Annotated in this window: 13 protein-coding genes and 1 riboswitch; of the genes, 5 read left to right on the top strand and 8 right to left on the bottom strand. The window is 57.4% G+C overall.

The window, feature by feature from the left end; all coding sequences use genetic code 11:
- Window positions 1-345: 345 nt before the first annotated feature.
- Window positions 346-3,318, bottom strand: coding sequence for an adenylate/guanylate cyclase domain-containing protein (locus tag LEP6406_RS26860; RefSeq protein WP_008308859.1), 2,973 nt, complete (start codon window positions 3,316-3,318; stop codon window positions 346-348).
- A gap of 425 nt (window positions 3,319-3,743) precedes the next feature.
- Here LEP6406_RS26860 and purD point away from each other — a divergent pair, with 425 nt between their 5' ends.
- The 3 genes from purD (at window position 3,744) to cobW (ending at window position 7,252) form a co-directional block, all read left to right on the top strand.
- Window positions 3,744-5,024 (top strand): phosphoribosylamine--glycine ligase, encoded by a 1,281-nt coding sequence (gene purD / locus LEP6406_RS0206650; RefSeq protein ID WP_008308861.1) that lies wholly within the window; start codon window positions 3,744-3,746, stop codon window positions 5,022-5,024.
- Window positions 5,025-5,283: 259 nt separating this feature from the next.
- A riboswitch (cobalamin riboswitch) is annotated at window positions 5,284-5,468 on the top strand.
- An 80-nt stretch (window positions 5,469-5,548) separates the two neighbouring features.
- Window positions 5,549-6,190 (top strand): HupE/UreJ family protein, encoded by a 642-nt coding sequence (locus LEP6406_RS0206645; RefSeq protein WP_225886443.1) that lies wholly within the window; start codon window positions 5,549-5,551, stop codon window positions 6,188-6,190.
- A gap of 6 nt (window positions 6,191-6,196) precedes the next feature.
- Complete coding sequence (gene cobW, locus LEP6406_RS0206640) at window positions 6,197-7,252, top strand: cobalamin biosynthesis protein CobW (protein ID WP_008308865.1); 1,056 nt, start codon at window positions 6,197-6,199, stop codon at window positions 7,250-7,252.
- Window positions 7,253-7,569: 317 nt separating this feature from the next.
- Here the strand turns inward: cobW and cobD are convergent, their stop codons facing one another.
- From cobD to pilM, 6 genes are all read right to left on the bottom strand, one after another.
- Window positions 7,570-8,757: a threonine-phosphate decarboxylase CobD gene (gene cobD / locus LEP6406_RS26855; RefSeq protein WP_008313252.1), complete on the bottom strand. Its 1,188-nt coding sequence runs from the start codon at window positions 8,755-8,757 to the stop codon at window positions 7,570-7,572.
- 10 nt (window positions 8,758-8,767) lie between these two features.
- Window positions 8,768-9,055: an HU family DNA-binding protein gene (locus LEP6406_RS0206630; RefSeq protein WP_008313254.1), complete on the bottom strand. Its 288-nt coding sequence runs from the start codon at window positions 9,053-9,055 to the stop codon at window positions 8,768-8,770.
- Window positions 9,056-9,585: 530 nt separating this feature from the next.
- A complete protein-coding gene (locus LEP6406_RS0206625; protein ID WP_008313255.1) occupies window positions 9,586-11,763 on the bottom strand; it encodes a type IV pilus secretin family protein in 2,178 nt (725 codons plus the stop codon).
- Between the two features lie 75 nt (window positions 11,764-11,838).
- Window positions 11,839-12,729, bottom strand: coding sequence for a hypothetical protein (locus LEP6406_RS26850; RefSeq protein WP_008313257.1), 891 nt, complete (start codon window positions 12,727-12,729; stop codon window positions 11,839-11,841).
- Window positions 12,726-13,532 (bottom strand): PilN domain-containing protein, encoded by an 807-nt coding sequence (locus tag LEP6406_RS0206615; protein ID WP_008313259.1) that lies wholly within the window; start codon window positions 13,530-13,532, stop codon window positions 12,726-12,728. Before LEP6406_RS0206615 ends, LEP6406_RS26850 begins: the two co-directional genes overlap by 4 nt.
- A 2-nt stretch (window positions 13,533-13,534) precedes the next feature.
- Window positions 13,535-14,647 carry a type IV pilus assembly protein PilM gene (gene pilM / locus LEP6406_RS0206610; protein WP_008313261.1) on the bottom strand — a complete coding sequence of 371 codons (1,113 nt, stop codon included), beginning with the start codon at window positions 14,645-14,647 and terminating at the stop codon, window positions 13,535-13,537.
- 437 nt (window positions 14,648-15,084) lie between these two features.
- Here pilM and purT point away from each other — a divergent pair, with 437 nt between their 5' ends.
- Together purT and LEP6406_RS0206600 are read left to right on the top strand one after the other, a co-directional pair.
- The gene (gene purT, locus LEP6406_RS0206605) at window positions 15,085-16,308 is read left to right on the top strand and encodes a formate-dependent phosphoribosylglycinamide formyltransferase (RefSeq protein ID WP_008313264.1); all 1,224 of its coding nucleotides are present in this window, start codon (window positions 15,085-15,087) and stop codon (window positions 16,306-16,308) included.
- A 64-nt stretch (window positions 16,309-16,372) separates the two neighbouring features.
- Window positions 16,373-17,668, top strand: coding sequence for an ABC transporter substrate-binding protein (locus tag LEP6406_RS0206600; RefSeq protein WP_008313266.1), 1,296 nt, complete (start codon window positions 16,373-16,375; stop codon window positions 17,666-17,668).
- Between the two features lie 212 nt (window positions 17,669-17,880).
- Here the strand turns inward: LEP6406_RS0206600 and LEP6406_RS0206595 are convergent, their stop codons facing one another.
- Window positions 17,881-19,365: a bifunctional folylpolyglutamate synthase/dihydrofolate synthase gene (locus LEP6406_RS0206595; protein ID WP_008313268.1), complete on the bottom strand. Its 1,485-nt coding sequence runs from the start codon at window positions 19,363-19,365 to the stop codon at window positions 17,881-17,883.
- Between the last annotated feature and the right edge of the window lie 288 nt (window positions 19,366-19,653).

Below are 19,653 nucleotides of genomic sequence, written 5' to 3'. Positions count from 1 at the left end.
TTCCCTGCGCCTAAGACCAACGGCGGTGCTAAGAACGAGAAACAGTGACAAAAGATCATAGGTATGAAACCAACTGCCTACACTGAATCTAGATTTCAGAGGGGTTTCCAGAGAGGAAGAGCAATACCTGCTCTAGGCAGCGATCGCACTTTCCTAACATTGGAGAACCCACTGGCGCTGATGCCTTGAATATTAGACAGATTGCCCTAGAAAAAGTGTTACTGACTAACTCTAGGGACAAAGTTTTGTAACATGCTCCGATAATGCAGTCCCCTTCTCTTCTCCTCATCCACCCATGTCAGTCAGCCCAATATCGATCACCCGCCCACCGGACAACCTCCCTTCCTATGCCTCCCCCAGTCGGCCCTTGAGCAAATAGGTGAGCATTTCCCCCTTGCCCTTCACATCGATCATGCCCCTAGACTCAAAGACATAGCGGTTTTTCAGGTGTTCGTAGACGGTTTCTGTGACCTGAATGTTATCGGCTATTCCCTGGGATTCCATGCGGCTGGCGACGTTGACGGCGTTGCCCCACAGGTCATAGGAAAATTTCTTCAGGCCAATGACCCCCGCCACCACTGGACCCGTGTCAATGCCGATGCGGAGGCTGAAGGGGATGTCATCGTGGCGTTTGAAGTGGGAAATAGCGTCCTGCATATTGAGGGCCATTTCTGCGATCGCTTCTATATGGTCTGGCATGGAGTTGGGAATGCCCCCCACCACCATGTAGGCATCACCGATGGTCTTAATTTTCTCCAGACGGTGGCGCTCCGCCAGATGGTCAAAGGTGGAGAAAATCTCGTTCAGCAGGTTTACCAACTCCGTCGGTGATAGGGCAGAGGAGAGGGCTGTGAAGTTGACGATATCGGCAAAGAGGATGGTGGCTTCCTCAAAGCGATAGGCTACGGACTTGGTGTCCTGCTTCAACTGCTCAGCGATGGAGACAGGCAGAATATTGAGCAGCAACCGTTCGGATCGCTCCTGCTCTACCCGCAGCGCCTCTTCAATTTCCTTCCGGTCTGTGATGTCGGTGAGAAAGCCCTCAATGGCAATGGGGTCGCGATCGCGGGAAAAGACCCCAATCCCCTTTTCCAGCACCCACTTTTCCTGACCATTGGCGGTGAGGATGCGGTAGGTCATTTGGAAATGGTGTCCATGGGTTAAGGCCCGGTTCATCTCCCCCTGGACATAGGCCCGATCGTCGGGATGCACCATTTGTTCAAAGGGCACCACATCATTCCCCAATAGGTCCGCCGGAGAATAGCCCGTCAGTTCGTAACAGCCATCACTGACGAACTCCAGCGGCCAATCGGCAGTACAGCGGCGACGGTAGGCCATACCCGCCAAGTTCCCCAAGAGGGTCGCCAGGGTTCGTTGGCTTTCCCTGAGCGCCTCCTCCGCCTGACGGCGCTGGGTAATATCCGCCATGGTGCCCTCGTAGTAGGCTAACTGCCCATGGGTATCCCGTACCATCCGCACATTTTCCGACACCCAAATCACCTTGCCGTCGGCCCGGTAGACGCGGGACTCAAACTCAAATACCGCCCCCTGGGTATGGAGCCGCTGGAGCATCATCCGTCGCCGAGACTCGTCCACATAGAGCTGGTCAATGTTCTGCACCTGCTCGATTACGTCCGCTGGGCTCAGGTAGCCATACATGCGAGCCAGGGCTGGGTTGACACTGAGGTAGCGAGCATCAGGGCTAGCCTGGAAAATACCCTCAGCGCTGTTCTCAAAGATACTGCGGTACTTTTCCTCCGCCTGTTGCAGGGCCACATCCGCCCGCCGCTTTTCGGTGATATCCCGTGCTACCCAGATCACCCGGTTGTCTGGCATGGGGGAGACGATGGCGGTGTACCAGGCGGTATTGTCAAAATTGTCAATTTCCGCCCGCCCACTGGCATCCCCTTCCCGATTCCACGCGCCAATGGGCAAGCTGTACTCTAGCCGCACCGGACGACGGGTATTGAGGGCCTGCTGGATGTAGCGCATAAATAGGGTGGCTTGGTAGGGGGGTAGCACCTCATAGACGGTGCGGCCAATACGCTCTATGCCGGGATTAAACAGAAGCTGGGAATTCGTAGACACGATGTTGAGGTAGCGACCATCGGCATCAAACACCGTGATCACATCCGTCATGGCGGCAAATAGTGCCCGCAGTTCCGCCTCGGAGCTGCGGAGGGCTTCGCCAATACGGTGCCGTTCGCGAATCTCTGACAGGAGCCGCTGGTTCGATTCCGTCAGGGCGGCGGTGCGGCGGGCGACGCGCTGCTCCAATTCCTCGTTGGCCCGTTGGAGGGCGGTCTCGGTTTCTTTGCGGTGGGTGATGTTTTCAACGGTGCCCTCGTAGTAGAGCACCTGGCCATCATCTCCGTAGACGGAGCGCGCATTCTCGGAAATCCAAATAATGGTGCCGTCTTTGCGGTAAACCTCGGACTCAAATTCCTGAATTGAGCCCGATTCCTCCAGATGCCGGACAAATTCTTCTCGGCGGGAGGGATCGACATAGAGCTGCTGTTGAATGCTGGTGAGGGACACCATCATTTCATCGGCATTGTCGTAACCGTAGATGCGGGCTAGGGCTGGGTTGGCGCTGAGGTAATGGCCTTCGGTGGTGGTTTGGAAAATGCCCTCGACCGCATTTTCGAAGATGTTGCGGTACTTGGCCTCCGCATCCCGCAGGGCGATCTCCGCTTGGTTCCGCTCGGTAATGTCGATGCCGACGGTGAAGGCGGCTTTTCCGTGATTGTACTTCTGGGCCACGATCAGGAAGCGCCGCTGGAGCCCCCCAACTTGGGCGCTGATTTCTCGGTAGGCGTCTGGCTGGCTGCTCTGGAAAAAGTCTTTGACGAACTGAATAAACTCGCCGCTGGTGTGGAGAAAGCCAATGTCCTGGTTTTGGAAGGCTTCCACTGGCATGTTGAAGGTCTTGGCCAGGTGCTTGTTGACCCCCAGGTAGCGAAGGTCGTCGCTGATCCAAGACACAATGCCAGGAACGGCATCCAGGATAGCTTGAAGTTGGTCTCGGGCTGACCGCAGGGCGTTTTCGGCCTGACTGCGTTCGACAATCTCCGCTACTAGGGTATCGTTCGATTCCCGCAGGGCTGCGGTCTGCTCCACAAACCGCCGTTCTAGGTCGGTGGTTCTTTGCTGGGTCTGCTCCAGGCTACGATTGCGATCGCTCAGGGCGGCACGCAGTTCCAGCACCTCCTGGCGCAGGCTTGCGACTTCCTGATGTAGATTAGGTCCGTCTGAGTTCCCCGAGGTCATATCCGACAAAGCATTCAGTTCTTTCTGGGCTAACGATCGCTCAGTCATGGTAGATGGAGTCCGTAGTCGAACAGCCGATGCAGCGGCATTCGTCTGTGGTCACAGAGAGTGTCTCCGATGAGGTTTGTCTCCACAGGTTCCCAGAAGCAGCCTCCTTGCGGGAAGTCAGATACTGGATGATCGGGGAGAATACCTCCGAAACTGCCGCCATTGGCCCTGGCTATTCCTTCAGCCCTCGGCAAAGCAGTCCGGTAAATCTGGTTAATGGTTGGATGATGCCGTGACCCAGATGAATGGTGTGCAGCCCTGAGATGTGCAGCCCTGAATCCGATTACTCGTCCCTATATTGTGACCTAAAGCCGCAAGCATTGGGATTTGCATAAAAACAGGGAAAAAATCCAGCCAATATTGCCTTAAATTTAGACCATCACCATGGGAGAATAGCGGCACTAGATTTTGTCGGAGGTTACTTTGTGAAAGCTCTTGTGATTGGCAGCGGCGGACGCGAGCACGCCCTAGCCTGGAAGCTTTTGCAGTCGCCTCGGATCACGGAAGTGGTGTGTATTCCGGGCAATGCCGGCACTGCTACCCTAAAGGGCTGTACAAATGTGGCCCTGAACCCCAGTGATTTTGAGGGTATTGCGCGGGTGTCTTTGGTGAATAACCTGGCCCTGGTGGTGGTGGGGCCAGAGCAACCCCTGGCTGAGGGAATTGTGGATGCGCTACAAGCTCAGGGGATTGCGGTCTTTGGTCCTACCCAGGCGGGAGCCCAGGTGGAGGCTAGCAAGGCTTGGGCCAAGGATTTGATGGCGGCGGCGGGTATTCCCACGGCGGCTTCGGCGGTGTTTTCAGAGGCGTCCGCTGCGATCGCCCATGTCGAAGCCCAGGGAGCCCCCATTGTGGTGAAGGCGGATGGTTTGGCGGCGGGCAAGGGGGTGACGGTCGCCCAGTCTGTGGAGCTAGCGAAAGCGGCTATCGAAGCGGCCTTTGGGGGGCAGTTTGGCTCCGCTGGGCAGCGGGTGGTGATTGAGGAATATCTGGTGGGCCAGGAGGCATCGGTGCTGGCGGTGACCGATGGCCGCACCATTCGTCCCCTGGTGCCTGCCCAGGATCACAAGCCTATTGGTGTGGGAGACACGGGACCGAATACTGGGGGGATGGGAGCCTATGCCCCAACGCCAGTGGTGCCGCCGGATTTGCTGGTCCGGATCCAGGAGACGATCCTAGAACCTGCGATCGCGGCTTTTCAGTCCCGAGGCATTGACTATCGCGGTGTGCTCTATGCCGGGTTAATGATCACCCCCGACGGTACGCCCAAGGTGGTGGAGTTTAACTGCCGCTTTGGCGATCCCGAAACCCAGGTGGTGCTGCCCCTCTTGGAAACGCCCCTAGACGATATCTTTATGGCCTGCATTGAGCAGCGCCTCGAAGATTTGCCCCCTCTAGAGTGGAAGTCCCAAGCTGCGGCCTGCGTCGTAGCCGCCGCTGAGGGCTATCCCGACACCTACCAAAAGGGGATGGTGATCTCGGGTCTGGCCGCAGCGGAGGAGGTCGGAACCCTAGTTTTTCATGGGGGTACCCAGCTTAAAGAGGGCCAGGTTATCGCTAATGGAGGCCGGGTTCTGGGGGTGACCGCCCTAGGAGATACGGTGGAGGCAGCGGTGGCATTGGCCTATCAGGGCATGGCAGAAATCCAGTTCGATACCCTCTATTTCCGTCCCGACATCGGCTACCGGGTGCGGGCAGAGAGCTAAGGGACTTGCAGGAAAATAAACTACCCGCCGATCGGGCTTCGACTCCGCTCAGCCCTCGATTACTGAAGGTTGAGCGAAGTCGAAACCTGGCCACTGGGTACACTATTAACCCGCAGATCCCTAAGGGTTTCGCGGTCAAATCCTACTCCGTTCGCGCACCATGTTAAGGATTGCCCCGGACCCTGGGCGTGATGGGGGCTCCGTGGTAATCTATCTGGGCTTGGCTTCGATGGGGATCAGCCATCGAAAATTCAGTCGCTTTAGGACAGGCAAATCCAGTCCTGGGGCACTGAATGGGGGAAAGTTCGGTGCAAGTCCGACGCTGTCCCGCAACTGTAATCCAAGGGGAAATCCCTTTTCCAGTGACTATCCGCCTGGGGCGCAACTGGAGGTAGGGAGCGAACTTGGTCAGTCAGAATGCCCGCCAGCCCTTACACAGTCTCGAAATCTGCGAGGTACAGATGACTAAACGGTTTTGGCAATCCCAGGGATCTGGGAAAGTTTTTGGCATGGGGATCGGACGGATGAGCACCGTTTCCCTCTTCGGCATGGGGCTGCTGCTGCTGGCTTCTCCTGCCTTTGCTCACCATCCGACAGGGGGTGAAATCCCTAGTACTGTCTTTGAAGGCTTTTGGTCAGGGTTGGCCCACCCTGTCATTGGCCTGGATCATTTCGCCTTTATTGTCGCTGTGGGGCTTCTGGCCACCATCCAGAGGGCCTGGGGCTGGGTCTTGCCCGTTGTCTTTGTGGCGGGAACCTTGGGGGGCACGGGATTGCACTTAGGACGTGTTGATCTGCCGGGGCTGGAGCTGGTGATTTCTCTATCCGTTCTGACCTTTGGGCTAATTTTGGCCCTGGGACGGGGGGTGAGTGGCATCACGATGGTCCCTTGGGTTCGGTCTCTGACCATCACAGTTCTGGGCGCGATCGCGGGTCTATTCCACGGCTATGCCTATGGGGAGGCGGTGATTGGGGCGGAGATGACGCCGATTTTGGCCTACCTGGCGGGGTTTGCCCTGGTGCAACTGGGAATTGCGATCGCAACCCTGACCCTAGCCCGTCGCTGGTGCTCAGCCCCCGAAGCAGCAGAACTTCCCCTCCGGTTTGCGGGCTTCACCCTGCTGGGCATCGGAGCCACCTTCCTCTCCAGCGCGGTATTGGGATAGATCACCATGCATAAAATCCCCGTTACCGTCATTACCGGATTTCTAGGCTCCGGTAAAACCACCCTGGTGCGCCATCTGTTGCAACACAACCAAGGGCGGCGCATTGCCGTCGTGGTAAATGAATTTGGAGAAGTGGGCATCGATGGTGACCTGCTCAAGTCCTGCCAGGTCTGCGATGAGGAGGGGAAAGCCCTTGACCCAGGGAACGCCCCCACCGCCAACATTGTCGAACTCACCAATGGCTGTCTCTGCTGCACCGTCCAGGAAGAGTTTTTGCCCACCATGGCGGCCCTCGTCGCTCGCCGAGAGCACATCGATTGCATCGTGATCGAAACTTCGGGGCTGGCCCTACCCAAACCCCTGGTTCAAGCCTTCCGCTGGCCCGAAATCCGCACCCACGCCACCGTGGACGGGGTGATCACCGTTGTGGACTGTGATGCCCTAGGGGCGGGCCGACTGGTGGGGGATTTGGCCGCTCTGGAGGCCCAGCGCCAAGCCGACGACAGCCTGGATCACGAAACCCCCATCGAAGAACTGTTTGAGGATCAGCTCAACTGCGCCGATCTGGTGCTGTTGACCAAAACTGACTGCGTGGATGAGACCACCCAACACCGCGTCACCACTTGGCTCCAGGCCCAAGCGCCCCAGGGCGTCAAGATTGTGCCTTGCGATCGCGGCCAGATCAGCCCCGATGTTCTCCTGGGGTTTAACGCCGCCGTCGAGGACCATCTCGATAGTCGTCCCAGCCACCACGACCCCGAAGAAGACCACGACCACGACGACCACATCAACGCCATCCCCCTCACCTTTGAGCAAGGGTTTGACCCCCAGGCTTTGGTCCAACGCCTAAAAGCCCTAGTGGAAACCCAGGAAATCTATCGCATCAAAGGCTTTGTCAACGTCCCCCATAAGCCCATGCGCTTGGTCCTGCAAGGGGTTGGTCCCCGCTTCGACACCTTCTACGATCGGCCCTGGCAGTCTGAGGAATCCCGCCAAACCCGGCTGGTTTTCATCGGCCATGACCTCGCAGAAGCCAGTTTACGGGCAGCGATTGAGGTGTAATGGATTACCCGGCACGGGGCAGGGCGGGTTTTGCCAGCCCATTCCTGAATCACCCACCCAATCCCGGCTACCCTCCCTACAGAGCGGCATCTCTGCGGTGCATTGCTTCGCGTGAGCGAAGCCGCGCCTTAGCGCTATGCACCCTACGGGAAATTCAAAATCCTGTCCCCTGTCCCCTGTCACTCCCTGCATTGGGCGCGGCATCTCTACGGTGCATTGCTTCGCGTGGGCGAAGCCGCGCCTTAGCGCTATGCACCCTACGGGAAATTCAAAACTCAAAACTCAAAACTTAAAATTCCTGTCACCCCATCACCCCATCACCCCATCACCCCATCACCCTCACACCCCTCCACCCTCACACCCCTCCACCCCATCACCTCCCTTAACGCGACTAACAACCGCCCATTCTCCTCCGGGGTTCTGACGGCAATACGGAAGTAGCGATCGCGCAGTTCTGGAAAGCTAAGGCAATCTCGAATCAGGATGTGATGGTTGACAAGGAGGCGGTGCTGGAGGTCGGGACCGGAAATGCCATCACCGCTTTGGGCCGATCCCTGACCATCGCACCGCACCAGCAAATAGTTGGCAACACTGGGGCAGGGTAAAAAACCGGGGATTGCTTGCAATCCGGTAGCGAGGGCGGCGCGGGCAGGGGGCAGCCATCGCCAGGTGGCCTGCTGGTAGTCGCTATCTTGTAAAGCTGCGATCGCGGCAATCTCCGCCAGCGTGTTCACAGGCCAGGGGTCGCGCCACTGCTGCCACCGCTGTAGACGCTCAGGCTGGGCAATGGCATAGCCCAGCCGCAGTCCCGGTAGACTATAAAACTTAGTCAGCGATCGCAGTACTACCAGATTGGAGTGGTCCGCCACCAGAGAAATCACACTCTGCTGCTGTTCTGGGGGCAAAAAGTCCATAAAGGCTTCATCCACGACGACCAATGCGAATTGGTCGAGCCAAGAAGCGATGACATCCGCAGGAATCAGCAGCCCTGTGGGGTTATGGGGTGTATTGACCAGTAGCCCCCAGGCTTGGGGAGACCTTTGAAGGGGCAAGCTGTGCTGTAGGACGGCCTGCCAGTCCACCATTCCCGCTATGGCCTGCTCTAGGGGCAGGGGGCAAGGGTGGGGGCGACCGCCAAAGGCCCGTAGCGATCGCGAATAATCGGCAAAGGCGGGGGTAATCAGGGCAGTAGCGTCCAAAGCTGCCAGGTCGCGCCCAATCCAGGTCAGCAGCTCCGCCGCCCCATTACCAGGTACCACCCAGTCAGGGTCAATGCCATGGTGGGCACCAAGAGCCTGCCGTAGGGCTCCATAGGTGGGATTGGGATAGCGGCTGAGGGCAGCTATCCCAGCTTGGATGGCCGCTAGGACCGACGGGGGTGGACCCAGCGGACTGACACTAGCGGAAAAATCCAACAACCCATGGGGAGAACAATTCGCAATCTGGGCTGCCCAGGCTACGTTGCCCCCATGGGTTGGTCGAGTATTGCGGGAGGGATGTGCCAACGGTTGAGAGCTACTCGCTAGCCGTTGCCGCCACTTTTTCCTTGAACTGTTTCCCGGCGGAAAATGCGGGGACGGTAGTGGCAGGAATAACCATAGTTTCGCCCGTTTTGGGATTGCGCCCTTCACGCTCTTTACGTTGGCGGGGCTCAAAGGAGCCGAACCCGACTAGGGTGACTTTCTCGCCCTCGGCAACGGTTTCGATGATGGCATCAATAGCCGCCGTGAGAACGGCATCGGCCTGCTTCTTGGTTACGTCGGTTTTTTCCGTAACCTTATCAACGAGTTCACCTTTATTCATATCGGTCAATCTCCTTTGGGGGACGTAGGACAAAAGGGGGCGATCTGGTGTGGAAACCAGTTATCAAGCGGCTATGGCCTGAAATCGCTGAAACCCCTAGAATTTCAAAATTTCACTGACCTATTCTAAGGGCTACTTTCTGAATATGGATCGCCAAAACCTTTAATTTATATAGATCCCGGCCTTTGTAACAGAAGGTAACGCAGCAAGGCCAGTTCTTAGACCTGTCTTAATCGAAAAAAGTGACACAAGGCCACCCCAACTGGTTTCCCCATGCCACTTCTCTTGTGAATAGTTATTTGGATGGTTGAGATTAGATGCAGATAACCGATGTTGGATTTACCATCAAAACATCTTTAGAAAAGATCCCAGAAAACAAGCGCTTCCCCCGTCAATCTTTCCACCATTCTCACCACAAAAGCTAAAAGCCATAGGGTGGGCAAAGGGCCTTAGCTGGTGCCCATCCTATTACTTCAGCTTCTGGGAACGGTGGTGAACACGCTTTGCGTTGTCAATCCTATGTACGACGACTATCTCTCTTGTTGAGGTGAACGATTAATCAGCTCCTGAACCTCTTCACTCGGTGTATAGCTATAGCCATACACAGATTGATCGGAATCATCTAGAACTTGCGGTGTAAGCAAAACGATCACTTCCCGTCTTTGAGTGTCGCGAATTGTACTGCGGAATAAAGCACCTAGAAGAGGTAAATCTCCCAGGATGGGGATCTTAGTTACATCTGTCCGATCGATTTCCTGAATGATGCCGGAAAGTATCAAGGTCTGACCATCCCGAACACGCACCTGACCAGAGGAGAGCTGACGCTCAGCGAGAAGGGTAAATGTACCTGCACCAGTGTCAAAGGTACTTGCAGGAGCCGATATGCTGGGTGCAACGGACAAAGAAACAAATCCATTGTCATCAATACGATCAACCTCCACTAGCAGGATTAGACCAGCCGGTGTCACTTCAAATTCACGGGTTGTCAGGGCAACGTTATTGACAACTTCCCTGGTTTCTGTGATAAGCGTAACAACATCTTCCGTAAGGGCAACGGTGGCTGATTGTCCTTCTTGAACAATTAGAGTTGGGTCCGTTAGGATTTTTGAATTTCCATTTCTAATTGTTCCCAGCAACTGAGCCAGAAAATTGGCTCCAACGTTGAAAGCAGTGGGTGCGCCAGCTCCGATTAAGGGAATAGGAGCTGCTCCTGGTACAGTCCTTGTTGCTCCAGGAAAAGGAGTGTTGCCACCCCCGAGGTTAACAATTCCAACCCCACCGGCACTAATGAAACCAGTATTACCTAGAGAGAAGGAAAAACTGGTGCCAAAAGCATCAATAGCATTGAGATTGATATCAATGACACGAACATTGATAGCAACCTGACGTTTCCTTAGATCCAGACGAACAAGTTGTTCGGTTGCTAAACTCAATAATTGAGGAGAACCCACTAAGGTGATTGAATTTGTCCGCTCTTCTCCAACAACTTGAAGTCCTCTAAAAATAGGGTTGATATCCTGATAATCGACCCGTTGAACTTCAACCCGTTGCTCAGTCGTTGTTTGCGTTTCTGTGATGGGAGGCGTGCCCTCACCGACAGAGACCGCGTTTACGCTGGTAACTAGGCGCTCGCGGCTGATGGCGCTTTCTGCACCCAGGGCGACGAGAAAATTGACGGCTTCACCGACGTTGATTTGATTCAGGCGCAGGCTACGGACGGAGACATCCTGGGCGGAAATGGGGAGGTCGGGGCCGACGTAGATAGTGCGACCGACGCGATTGGCTTGGAGGCCCGTGATGCGCAGAACGCTGTTGAAGGCGTCTTGAACTGATTCGTTTTGAATGTCTAAGGTAACCGGTGGCCCTTCACTGCTTGCGCCTTCGCCTTCACCGCCCACAAACACAAGGTTCAGGCCAGCGGCGCGAGCTAGGAGGGAGAGAACTTCCCGAGAGGGGGCGTTGCGTAGGACGAGGCGGGGTACCCGCTCGGCGGTGCCGAGGTCAATGGCACCGAATTGGGGCTGAAATTCGGAGACTGCAATGTCGCCAACGGGAGGGGCGACGGCGCGGGGGAGGAAGGGCGGCGCGATTTGGACCTGTTGGGGGGCGGCGACGGGGGTGCCGTCGATGGTGACTTGGGGGTTGGGAACCAGGACATCCGGCTGTTGCTGGGTTTGGACCGGACCTTCAGGGGCGGGTTGGGCCTGGGGTTCAGGGGCAGCTTGAGCGATTTGGGTGCCGCCAGGGCCAGGGACTGTGGTGATCTGGTCTGGGACCGGAGTGCTGGCCTGGGACGCACGGTTGCGGGTATCGATATCGATGACGATATTGCCATTGCGGGCTTCCGTCACGGAACTGACGGGGACATGGTCTTGACCATTCACCGTCAGGCGCACCCCGTCGTCCCCGACAGGGATGAGGGCGATGGACTCAATGCCGGGGGCCGGGTTGTTCTGGAGGAACTGATTGCGTCCCTGCAAGCGCAGTTCCATCTGGGTCAGATCGGTGCGGAGCGTTTTGCCTTCACTGATGGAGAACACCTGGGGAGTGCCGTCGGCCTGAGTGTTGAGGGTAATGCGAACACCGTTGTTCGTGGGGGCAACGCGCACCCCTGTAATTGCGGTGGCAGCCCCATGGGCGGGTTGGGTGACCAGAGCCAAGAGGGCTCCGCCGACTAACCAGTTGTCAAATCTCAATAGACGTTTCACAGTTCACTCCTTGGGCACAAATCATTAGGGCTGGCGCTATCCGATCGGTCTCGCGTGGGCTGGTGGAACTTGGGGTTAACCTCCCTCAGGCGGGGCTTCTCCCTCAGGCGGGGCTTCCCCTTCCGCTGGAACCCCCTCACCCTCCGCTGCGGGCGGCGGTGGTGGTGCCGGAATCTCGGTGGGATCGGCGACGGGCACCAAGACCTCTAGGGTGAAGCTGGTGGCAATCGGGCGCACCACTCGATTCAAGACATCTTCATCAATCTCATCAGGGGCAATCGCCCAGGTTTGGTTAAAGTCTCGAATGATGACTAGGGGTTCTAGGCGCTCCACATTCCGCAAGATGGCTTGGGCTTGGTCAAACAGGGAAACAAAACTGATGTTGACCGACTGCCGTTCTAACTTGCCGTCAAGCTCTGGGCCATAGGTACCATCCGTAATTAGGCCCGCATCTCCTGCGGGATTAAACTGCCGCAGATCCGCAGTGTAGAGCGCCCGCACTACGGGATCGGATGCCCCTAAAAGCTTCAGCGTCTGAACCGTTGTGGCTAAGCGACCTGCTAAGAGCTGGGTTAGCCCTCCATTACTGGCTTTGATCTGTTGGTTGATGTCCAGAAGTAGGGTGTCTAGACTGCTGGAGTCGCCTAGAAGGCCATAGATACCCACCCGTTGCTGAATGACTTGGTCAAGTTCGGCCTTGACCTCCTCCTGTTGGGCAAGGCTGGCTTGCTGGGATTCTAGTTGCAGTTCTTTGTCTGCAATGCGGGTCTCTAGCTCGGTCACGGATTGCTGTACTGGAGCCACAATCCGCGTGAACAAGACCACTGCGCCGACAATGCCTGCCACCGCGATCGCAATTCCCTGGACCTTGGGAGTCAGCTCAATACCAAAGGCTGTGGGGTAGGCTGGCCCTTCCCCTAAATCATCCATTCCCTCAACGGGGACAAAATCATCAGTAAAGGTCATGGCGTGGTACCTATTCCTGCGTCACGAATAGCCCGGATACGGGTGGCTAGACCCACGGCTCCTTGGCGATCCAGCACCTCCAGTAGCTCGTTGGCGGGGGTTGTGGTCATGTCTGCCCGGATGGTGAAGTCTACCAGAGCGGTCAAGGTGCCTGCGGGGGTTCCGGGACAACTACCATCGGTGGTGGGGTCCAGGAATTCCAACTGCCGTTGGGACTGACCAATGGCAACGGTATTGCTGGTGAGGAGGGGAGACTGCTGGAGGACCAAGACAAAGTCGTTCACATCATCAAAGGAGCAGGCTGTCCCGATAATTTCAACCCCTCCGGTAGGAGTTGGTGTTGCTTCTCCCTCCACTGGAGCCGCTGCTTCTGGAGCCGCTGCTTCTCCGCCACCCGTACCTGCGGTCTGGCGCATAGTTACGATGCGAATACGGGCAGGGGTGCGATCGCGGATTTCTTGCAATAGGGCTGACCAGGGCCGAATGCGGTTAAAAACGTTGGCAAAGGCCATATTTTCCGCCCGCACGATGTCAATCTGGGCGCGGATATTGGAAATTTCCTGAAGCTGGCTCTGGATGGCGGCAATGTCACTATCTAACTGTTGCTCCCGCGCCCCTAAACGCTGAAGCTGCTGTTGCAGCACGAGCCAATAGCCCCCCACCGCTGCTAGCGCCACTACTGCCACCACCAGCCCCAAAACGAGGGGTCCACGGTCACCAGGGGTCGCGGGGGCCGTCCCTGTCGTCGTGGCTATGGGGCGAATTTCGCGATCGCTGAGAAAGTTAATGTCAAGACTGTACATGGCTAAACCTCCCTCAGGCCGAGGCCAATCACCGTTGCTAGGCCCGGTCGCTGTTCTGGAGGAATCTCCTCCGTCACCTCCAGAGACAGGGCCGCTACTGGATCAATCTGACTGGCGGGCAAGCTCAGGCGTTGGGCAAAGAACTCATCCAGTTGCCCAATTGAGCCCCCCGGTCCCGCTAGCAGTAATTGAGCCACCTCCATGTCTTCTCCCTGATTCAAGTAGAAGTCGATGGAGCGTCGTAGCTCGTCCGCCAATTCCCCCAGAATCCGCAGCATCGCCGCCGTGCCGGGGTTGCCCCCAACCCCCGCCGACATCGGCTGGGGAGAGCCCACGGTGTCCATGGAGCCCGTGGGGACCGTCATGCCCTGGAGCAGATCGGTATTGCGGGATGGAGGCAAATTCATGGCCCGACTTAGGGCGCTCTGAATTTGGAAGGTGCCGATGGGAACCGCCCGAGAAAAATGGGGAATGCCATCCACAACAATGGAAATTTCTGTACTTTCAAAACCAATGTCTACGATGGCCGCTGCCTCCTGGGGAGTGAACTGGCGCAGTTGCTCCCGGATGGTCCGAATCAGGGCGAAGCTGGTGGTTTCCAACACATTCAAATTCAGCCCCGCCTGCTGGAATGTCTCCACGTAGGAGTCTGTAACCTCCTTACGAACGGCGACCAGCAACACTTGGACCTTCTCGATCCCGTCTTCGTCTACAAAGAAACCTAATTTCTGATAGTCTACGTCGGCCTCTTCTCGGGGAAACGGAAGGTATAGGCTGGCTTCTTGCTCCAGCACCATGGCCCTCAACTCACTCTCTTCCAACTCTGCCGGTACAGGGATCACGCGGGTAATGGCCCGCCCTGGAATCGCAGTGGTGGCGTACCTGACCTTCAAACGACTCTCCGCCATCACGGTTTGGATGGCTTCGGCCATAGCGGGCGCGTCCAAAATCTGCCCTTCTTGGAAAACGCCCTCTGGAATCTCTACCGAGGCCAAATTTTCCAGCTTGATCTTTTGCCCCTGCTTTTTCAACCGGGCCACATTTACCCGCTCAGGTGTGAGTTCAACGCCAACACCCCGCTGCTTCGATGAAAATAGGGACTTAAATATGTTCACCGCCGTCTCCGTTCACACCCGCATGAATCGTCCATCATATCCATCGCTAAAGCTAGAGCACATACTCTATGTCAACATCGCTGAAAGGGCGAAGTTTACAAAAATTGTGCTAACGCATGGTACACAATTTAGGCCAGAATCGCCATAGCGACGAACAAGACACAAACCTTAAGAAACCCCTGCTAAGATCCCCTCGATTTCCGAGGTGGAAGTCGGAATAGATCTTGGCGCGATCTCGGCTTCTCCCCATGCACCCCTACCCGTCTGGCTCTGGGTCGCTATGGCGTCCCAGAAAGCCGGATTCACCTGAGATAGTACACACAATTGCGAAAAGTGGGTCATCTCTTCTAAAAAAAGATCTGTAAAAAGATCGATAGTAGCCTCTGCACCATCCTGCGCCGACCCCTGACCTCAAGACAAACCCACAGGAGACTCCTATGGATCACTTCCCCTCTCACCTGGCTACATCCCCCTGGGGAGCACCGGGTTCAGATCAGGCTAAACGCTTGCTAATACTGGGTTCTGGCGAATTGGGCAAGGAGCTGGCCCTAGAGGCCATGGCTCTAGGCTTAGAGGTGATTGCCGTGGATAGCTACGCCAATGCTCCCGCCATGCAGGTGGCTCACCGTGCCTACGTCATCGATATGTTGGACGGGACGCGGGTGCGCTATCTGGTGGAAACGGAAAAGCCAGGATTAATTGTGCCGGAGGTGGAAGCCATCGCCACCGACACCCTGATGGATCTAGAGCAGGAAGGCTGGACCGTCATTCCCACTGCCCGCGCTGCCCGCCTGACCATGAATCGGGAAGGGATTCGCCGGCTTGCCGCTGAGGAACTGGGACTCCAGACCTCCCCCTATCGTTTTGCAGAAACCCTGGAGGAATACCGGGCAGCGGTTACCACCGTGGGGTTGCCCTGTGTGGTCAAGCCGATTATGAGTTCCTCTGGTAAGGGGCAAAGTTTGGTGCGGCAGGCCAGTGAAATTGATGCGGCTTGGGACTATGCCTGCAAGGCGGGGCGGGGCAAGGCCCAGCGGGTCATCGTGGAGGGCTTTGTCACCTTTGAAACAGAAATCACGCTGCTGACGGTGCGGGCTCAGGACGGCACCCACTTTTGCCCCCCTGTGGGTCACCGCCAAGAGGCGGGTGACTACCGGGAATCTTGGCAGCCCTGCCCCCTCCATGACGATACCTGGGCCGAATGTCAGCGCATGGCCGCTGCTGTCACCGAGGCGTTGGGGGGGTGGGGCTTGTTCGGGGTGGAGCTATTCATTGCCGGAGATGCGAGTCAACCCCAGACGGTTTACTTCAGCGAAGTGAGCCCCCGCCCCCATGACACGGGGCTGGTGACCTTGGTGAGTCAAAATATGTCGGAGTTTGAGCTACATGTGCGGGCGATCGCAGGATTGCCCATTGGCAAGATCACCCTCACCCAGCCCGCTGCCTCGGCGGTGATTCTAGCCACCGACAGTAGTGAAGCGCCGCGCTTTACGGGCATGGCGGAGGCGCTCCAGGTGCCCACTAGTAAGCTGCGCCTGTTTGGGAAACCCCGCTGCCACCGCAATCGTCGCATGGGGGTGGCCTTGGCCCTGGGGGATACGGTGGAGACTGCCCGCGATCGCGCCCGCACCTGTGCCAGTAAGGTACAGGTTTTGCTCTAGGCTAGAATCTTGCTCTGGTAACAGGTCTCAGGGTTGGCCATGGGAATTAAGGGAGGGTAAGGGAATGATGCGATCGCAACGGGCTTGGAAACGATTTGGACTGTTGGCCCTAATGGGACTTTTGCTGAGCTGGATTGTGAGCTGTGGCTCTCCCGGTGACAATGCCAGCGGTCCCGCCGAGGGCAGCCAAGAGGTGGAGTTTTGGACCATGCAACTCCAGCCCGACTTCACCGATTACTTCAACGACCTGATCGCCCAGTTTGAATCGGAAAACCCCGACATTACTGTGCGCTGGGTGGATGTGCCCTGGGCCGACATGCAGAGCAAGATTCTGACCGCCGTGTCAGCGGGCACCGCCCCCGATGTGGTCAACCTCAACCCCGACTTTGCCTCCCAATTGGCCAGCCGCAACGCCTGGTTGTCCTTGGACGATCGCATCGCCCCTGAAGACAAGGCCGTCTACCTGCCCAAGATTTGGGAGGCCAATACCCTCAATGGCAGTAGCTTTGGCCTGCCCTGGTACCTGACCACCCGCGTCACCCTCTATAACCAGGATCTGTTTGAGGCGGCGGGGGTGAGTCAGCCTCCCCAGACCTACGAGGAGCTGGCGACGGTGGCCAAACAAGTCAAGGACGCCACGGGTAAGTACGCTTTCTTCCTGTCCTTTGTGCCGGAGGACGCCGCCGATGTGCTCCAGTCCTTTGTGCAAATGGGGGTGCCCCTAGTGGATGAGGTGGGCAACGCCGCCTTTAATACCCCCGAGGGCAAAGCGGTGTTTCAATACTGGACCGATCTCTTCCAGCAGGAACTCCTCCCTCGGGAGGTGCTGACCCAGGGCCACCGTCGCGCGGTGGAACTGTATCAAGCGGGGGAAACGGCCATTCTCGCCTCGGGGGCGGAATTCCTTAGCACCATCGAGACCAATGCTCCCGCGATCGCAGCCGCCACCGCCAGCGCCCCTCAGATCAGCGGCTCCACGGGCAAAAAGAACGTCGCGGTCATGAACTTGGCCATTCCCCAGGGCACCGACAGTCCCGATGCGGCGCTCAAGTTTGCCCTCTATGTCACCAACGACGCCAATCAGCTCGAATTTGCCAAGGCTGCCAATGTCCTCCCCTCCACCGTCGCGGCCCTAGAGGATAGCTACTTCACCGATCCCCCTGCCGACGCCTCCCCGGTGTCCATTGCCCGCTCTGTCAGTGCTGGACAAATGCAGGACGCTGAAGTCCTGATTCCGGCCATGGAGGACATCAAGACGCTGCAAAAGGCCGTCTACGAAAATCTCCAAGCTGCCATGCTGGGCCAGAAGACGGTGGATCAAGCGGTCGCCGATGCCGCCGCCGAGTGGGATGGACGATAGGGATGGTAGGAGCGCACGGCTGTGCGCCCTCAGGGATGTACGCAATCCAACTACATGTCGCTATAAGCAATGAGGGTTTTATTAAGTAGGTGGGTGCAATTAAATAGAAGATGTGAGTGGGGGTGGAGGGGGTGAAGCCCCCTGCCTGGGGGCGCAGCCCCCAAACCCCTTCTTACAATTAATTAGACTTGGCTACTTAAAAGTCTTGTAGGTTAGGCATCCTGCCTGACCGTGGACAGCGGAGGCTCTGCCGGGATCAATCGTCTCGCTTGGGTGGCAAAGGCATGGCCTACGAGGTATAGGGAACCGCAGAGGACTGTCAGGCCAGAATTTTCATGGAAAGCTGCGGCTAATCCAGTTTCCAGATCCGGATGGGTGTGGCACGTAGCCAGATCGGGGCAGACGGTGGTCGCGATCGCGGCTAGTTCCTCTGGGGTGGCGGATAAATGACCAGGGACAGGAACGAGGTGGAGATGATCGCCGGGACGCAGGAGAGCCTGGAATACCTCGGTGTGGTCCTTAGTGCTGAGCATACCCATGAGCCAGGTGACGGCGGGGCCGACCTGGGTTTTCCCCCTAGCCTCGGGACTTGCCTCTTCCCTGATCTCGGCCCTAGTCTTGGTCCCGGTTTCGGCCCTGGTCCCCCCATTAGTTTCAGGACTGGGTCCAGGACCGCTCAGGGAGGGCAAGATCGTATCCACGTATTGGCGGAGAACGGCGGCAGCGGCGGGATTGTGGGCTCCGTCAATGAGCAGGGGATAGCATTCTCCCCTAGGAGCCTGCCAAGTCAGCCATTGTAGGCGACCGGGCCAGCGGGCTGCTCCTAGGCCAACGGTAATGGCGGTATCAGGGATAGCCCAGCCCTGATACCGCAGGAATTCTAGGGTCGAAACTGCGATCGCGGAATTAATCAACTGGTGCGCCCCCGGCAGCGGCAGGGGATAGGTCAGCGTCCCCAGTTGGGCCATCCCGTTCCCGAGGGCAACAGCGGGCTCAGGGCGACGCATGGGGCAGTTCAGGGCGGTGAGGCGGGCGGTGACCACCGCCTCCGCTTCCGGGGGCAGGGGACCGACAACAGCAGGGCATCCCGGCTTGAGAATCCCCGCCTTTTCCCTAGCGATATCCGCCAGGGTAGGGCCAAGACGCTGCCAATGATCGCGACTGAGGGAGGTGATGACCGCCACCAGGGGGCGATCGCCCACATTGGTAGCATCCAGACGCCCCCCCAAGCCCACCTCCATCACCGCCACATCCACCCGCTGTTGGGCAAAGTACAGCCATGCGGCGGCGGTAATCACCTCAAATTGGGTGGGGGCTTCCCTATCCGGCGCAATTGCCGCCTTAACCTGATCCAGTACCGTTGCCAATTCAGCCGGGGCAATGGGTCGCCCATTTAGGGTGATGCGCTCACACCAACTCACCAGATGGGGGGAGGTATAGCGCCCCACGCGATAGCCTGCTGCCGTTAGGACCGAGGACAGGTAGGCGCAGACGGATCCTTTACCATTGGTGCCCGCGACATGGATAAAGGGCACTCGCTGGTGGGGGTGCTCCAGAGCCGCCAGCAGGGTTTGAATCCGTTCTAGACCCAGGTGCACCCCAAAGCGACCGTAGGGCTCTAGTCGATCCGAGATGGCGCTATCGGCCAAGGGGATGGGGAATTCCCAACCCTCAGGATCAGGAGGCTGATGGGACATATTGCAACTTGCCGTGGAGTAGCCGACATTCTGTGGAGCACAAAAATTCCTCGCCCTATAGCGGTTCTCCCTCGGGTTAAGGACAAGCAAGGGGCTTAAGCCCCTTGCTTGTCAAAGTGTCATTAAGTTGAGGTGTCCCTCATACATTAGGGAACCGCTATATCTCTCCCGTAACCATTCTGGCGGAACCCAGAGGGAACATTAGTGAACAGGGAATTTTAATAAACGGGGAATTAAAATGCGATGGCCCCTTGGGGCCGGTCTCTGACCATCGCGCCCCCCTCCAGC

Source organism: Leptolyngbya sp. PCC 6406, assembly GCF_000332095.2.
Taxonomy (GTDB): Bacteria; Cyanobacteriota; Cyanobacteriia; order Phormidesmidales; family Phormidesmidaceae; genus PCC-6406.
The sequence above is the reverse complement of the archived record's forward strand: the minus strand, read 5'-3'. Positions and strand labels throughout refer to the sequence as shown.